A 4,458-nucleotide genomic window follows, 5' to 3' on the forward strand; every position below is an offset into this window, starting at 1 on the left:
ATAAAACGTTTCGTCTCTTCTCCTTCTTTTGCGACTGTCGTGATCATTCCTTCGCCATAGGCTTGGGGATCAGGATTGTTTTTAACGACATACATCTGATCTTTATCCAGTTTGAATTCTAAACGATCGATCAGTTCTAGTTGTTCTGTTGTAAATTTGGCAGGCCCTCTATAAGGTTCTAACTGTTTGCCTTTCAATACATACAAGCCACCAAATACCTCCGAAGTGTCCAAATTAGTCACCCGCATATATAGATCTCCACTCATCTTTTTTACGGGAACTTCCAAACCATTCAACTCTGCCATCACAATTTCTTTTTTCAACGCCTCTCGGGCTTTCTCCATGATCTCTATTTTTTCTAACAGAGCTTTGGTTTTCATTCCGACTCGAAATTCATTTTTGAACTTCAAGGCTTTCTGAATCACCAGTCGACCGCCACCTACGATCGTTTCAAATCCTGGATCAATCGCCTGTGCGAGACTCCAAACCAGTTTTCTGATTTCAGCGACATTCGGAAGAAAATGGCGACTATTTTTGATGACACTTCGAATCCCTCCTCGGGCAAACGCTCGAGCCACCCCTAACGCAAATTTCATATTGAGAGAAGTGATTTGTCCCACTATTGGAATGAAAAGCAACGCATCAATCGTACACGAAGTAACTGCTTCACCAGTATCTTGATTGATGATCCCTGTCACACAATCATAAAATGGGATGAAATGCTTGATGACCTCCCAAAGTTTTTCGGTATCCGATTTATCGTTTCCCGAATCGTAGAGTTGCTTGTACAATTGATCACTATGTTTACGACTCAATGTCTCAATCAACGGTTCCATTTCCACCCCATGGGATAACTTCTTGCTTCGATTCACACGAGCAGAGAATTGAAAGTATTTATCCCCGATGCGAATCTCATTTCCTACTTGTTGATACCCTTTCTCCCAAAGATCCTTCCGATTAAATAACCCATATTTGAAGTAGGATAAGGAATCTTGATCGACTCGATAAAGGATATAGCCCCCTTCTTCATCCAGTCTCTTCAATGCATACCAACGTTCTTCATTCCCTTGAACAGCCACAAACAGATCCGTTTTGTCGAGACTAAGCGTGGTATCCTCCCACGTCACTCGTCCTCTCAAATTAATCAGTAACATTCCACCTGTTCCTGGCGCACCACCTGTATAATGGGTTTCATTTTTCAACTCGGCAAATCCCTCGTAAAGGGTAGTCCCTCCCGAAAAAATAAACGCACGTTCCTCTTGATCAACTGCATTCAACGCAAATTCAACCAGTTTTTTATCAAATGGAACATGGACCTCGGAGACGTTTTTTGTCAATTTAGTATACACGTCTTCTATTTTCGGTTGAAACCATTCAATGTCTGGACATGGCTTGATCGAACCTTCAAGATATCTTTGTTTGATTTCATAAAAACTAAAGGAAGAGTCAAACCTATCGATACACGTCTGTGCCACAGTGGTGGCTAACGCCTCTTTTCGACGCCATTGAAGCAAGGCTTCTTGATAGGCTTTATACAAACGATTGAGCAGCTCTTGATGTTCAACCAGTTGAAAATAGCCTTCTTGTTGGTATCCTATAAATGTGCTGATCGCCACTTCTTTGTAGGTGCCCGTAGCCAATGCCTCTCGTAACAAATCCGGTTCTAGTTGAGCGACCGCAAGTAAAGAAGGCATCAGGAGATGACGGAATTCTTCATAGGTGGTGATTTTTTTTTCAAGGATGGTTTGCCAAAAATGCTCCCCCATCAGTCGAGCTTCTTCTTGATTAAAGGGGTATTGGTACTCTCCTTCCTTTAAAATCTTCGCTCCTGTTAACTGCATCAAGGAGGAATAATCAGAAATCAACAAATCATCCGCTAAGTCACTGCTATCCAAAAAATAATTGGGCAACTCTCGCTGGAGGAATAAATTCCATAGCTTGTTAAAGAAAGTCTTCTGTTTTTGAGAAAGAGTAGAAACACCCAACTGAATCAATCCTTCTTTCTCCAAGTTTCTAACGGTGAATAACTCCCTCAAACGCCCCATGGTCAATTGATCGATATCAGGTGCCGACACAAGTTTTTTGATCATGTAGGCTTCAATCGAACTTTCTAATATTGTTTCAAAAGCCCATTTCATGACCGTTAATTCGGCATCTTTATTTGAGATCTTCTCTCCGTTTTTTCTGTCATGGAGGTGCAATGCTTTCAAAATCACTTGTGCCATAGACTGAAGTTTTTCATAATCGAAGACCAATTGGTTGTTTTCTTCTTTTGTGATCCGTTTTCCCATAGCGATCAATACTTCTTCTTTGGCTGGTTTCGGTGAGAGTATCTTCTTCCGTAAAAAGGTTTCCACTTCTTTTCGTACATTGGGATCTCGCCATTGAATGCCATCCGTTTCGACGTTATTTTTTTGTTTATCTGTACTTATTGGTTGAGTGGCATTCATTCCTGTTGTTTGTTCTGTTGTTAGTTCTGTCGTTTCTGCAACCAAGTCTAAAGCCTTCGGTTGAATGTCTTTCATTGTTTCATAGACCCATGATCCGATAGTTAGACCTGCTTGTTCCTCTGAGATTACTGACTCTTCCCCCATTTCTAGGATGATTTTTGCGAGTTGTTTGACTTTCACCATATCCAGTGTTGCGGGAGAGGCTCCTTCAAGGAGCACCCACTCACCGACTGTTTCTATTAGGTCTTTAGCATTGGATTCTTGACATGCTATTCCATTTCCCATGAAAAAATCGACGAGTTTTTGACGAATGTTCTCTTTTTGTTCACTCGTCCATTCAGGCGGATGGGACTCTTCCTTTGTCTCCTGAGCTACTATCTTTGTTGGATCAGCGGCATTTCCCCGCAAAAACGCTTGGATTTTTTCATTAATCTCCTGAGTATCATTTCTTTCGCTAGATCCCGTCACCTCTAATTCAGCCCCCTTAACATAAGGAGTCGTTCCGTTGACGTGACTGCTTTCTGTAGTTGTCTCGCTTATCTGTGTCTCATTGAATGTTCCTTGATTTCCCTCTAATTCTAGAGTAGTTGGCAACGGCGAAGCCTCGACGCCTAAAAACTGGAGGCCAATGGATTGTTGGAGAAAGCCATCAACTACTTCATAAAAATCTGTGGCTAGCTGCCAAACTTGAGGCAAAAAACCCTCTTTTTCAAGGTTCAATACAGACTCATTTTTCATCATCGTTTCAGGTGTCATTTCTAGTACAGGTTCCGATACCATTTCAGGTATCATTCCTAATACAGGTTCCGATACCGTTTTGGGTGTTCCTTCTGGTTGTTTCTTTTTCGGTTGAATTGCTAGATTAGAAGATGGTGATTTCACCAGATAATTTAGGTTCTTGTCTAATAGTGGGTTAGAGGGAATTTGTTTTCCATAATCTATCGAAAAAGTTTGTAGTAACAAATCCACCAAATGCGATATCCAAGACCCACCATGGGCTTGTTCTTGAGTAGAAGCCATATTTTTATGTTGAGAAAAGAATTGATATAACCGTTCCGTTAATCCATTCCAAAATGTTTCTGTCACTTGATTATGTATATGATTTGGGGGATCTATTGTAGCGTTATGTTGGTTTTCAAAAGAAGCTTGAAAGGCTTTACTTAGTTTTTGAGCTGCCTCTTCCGCAGAAAAAGGTGGAGTTCCATGAACTGTTCGATCAGTCATAGGATCCGTAGAAAGAGGTAGGAGATCATTTTCTTGTTTCCTACCTTGATTATTTTGTGTCTCAGCTCTACCGACCGCATTCTGACAAACCGTGGTAAATCTCGTTTGTTCCACACTTGCTCCTGTGACGATCCAGGTCTTCACCTGATCCGTCCTTCTCGTGGTGGTACAATTCACCAGTTGGTAGAGGTCATGAACTTTCTGATGAAAAAAAACACTTAATTCATGCGCCCTCTTCGCTATGTCGACATCTTGTGGGTCGGTCGCTGATGTCTGATTCCCAAACGTCTGATTGTCAAAAAGAGAACTCGTACTGGCAAACAGGGGAGCGATCGCTATTGTCGGTTGAGACATGGTCTGATTCGTATTCAAGGACTGGATTCGCCCACGATTGATGGTGGAGGTTGAAACAAAGGAATGAATCCTTGTCTGATTCCCTTCTCTTCTCACATCAATCCGTGTAGTCGCTTCAAAGGCTGGAGCATTTTTTTTGATGACCGGCTGTTGTTCGGGAGGATCAACTAAGCGAACATTTCGAAAGATATGCGATAAAAAAAGTACTCCCTCTAATGTCAGTAAATTATCGGGGGCTGGTGTTTGTCCCATATTATTGGCAATATCGTTTAACCTTGCTTGGTCAAATCCTAACTTATTCTTGTCATTACGTTCGTTATTTGCTTTCCCAATTTTTTCTCTAAAGATAGCTTGTGGTATTCCTCCTTTGTTTGGCATCTGCGATTTCAGTTGTATCCTTCCTTTTTGTGGCATTTTTTCACTCCTTCAT

Annotated in this window: 1 protein-coding gene; it reads right to left on the bottom strand. The window is 41.4% G+C overall.

Features of this window, described 5'->3' with window-relative positions; translation table 11 throughout:
* Positions 1–4,442: hypothetical protein (locus A5844_RS09040; protein WP_179190578.1), on the bottom strand; the 4,442-nt coding region annotated here is incomplete at its 3' end.
* Between the last annotated feature and the right edge of the window lie 16 nt (positions 4,443–4,458).

The sequence above is a fragment of the Candidatus Enterococcus wittei genome (assembly GCF_002140175.1).
GTDB classification, from domain to species: domain Bacteria; phylum Bacillota; class Bacilli; order Lactobacillales; family Enterococcaceae; genus Enterococcus_B; species Enterococcus_B wittei.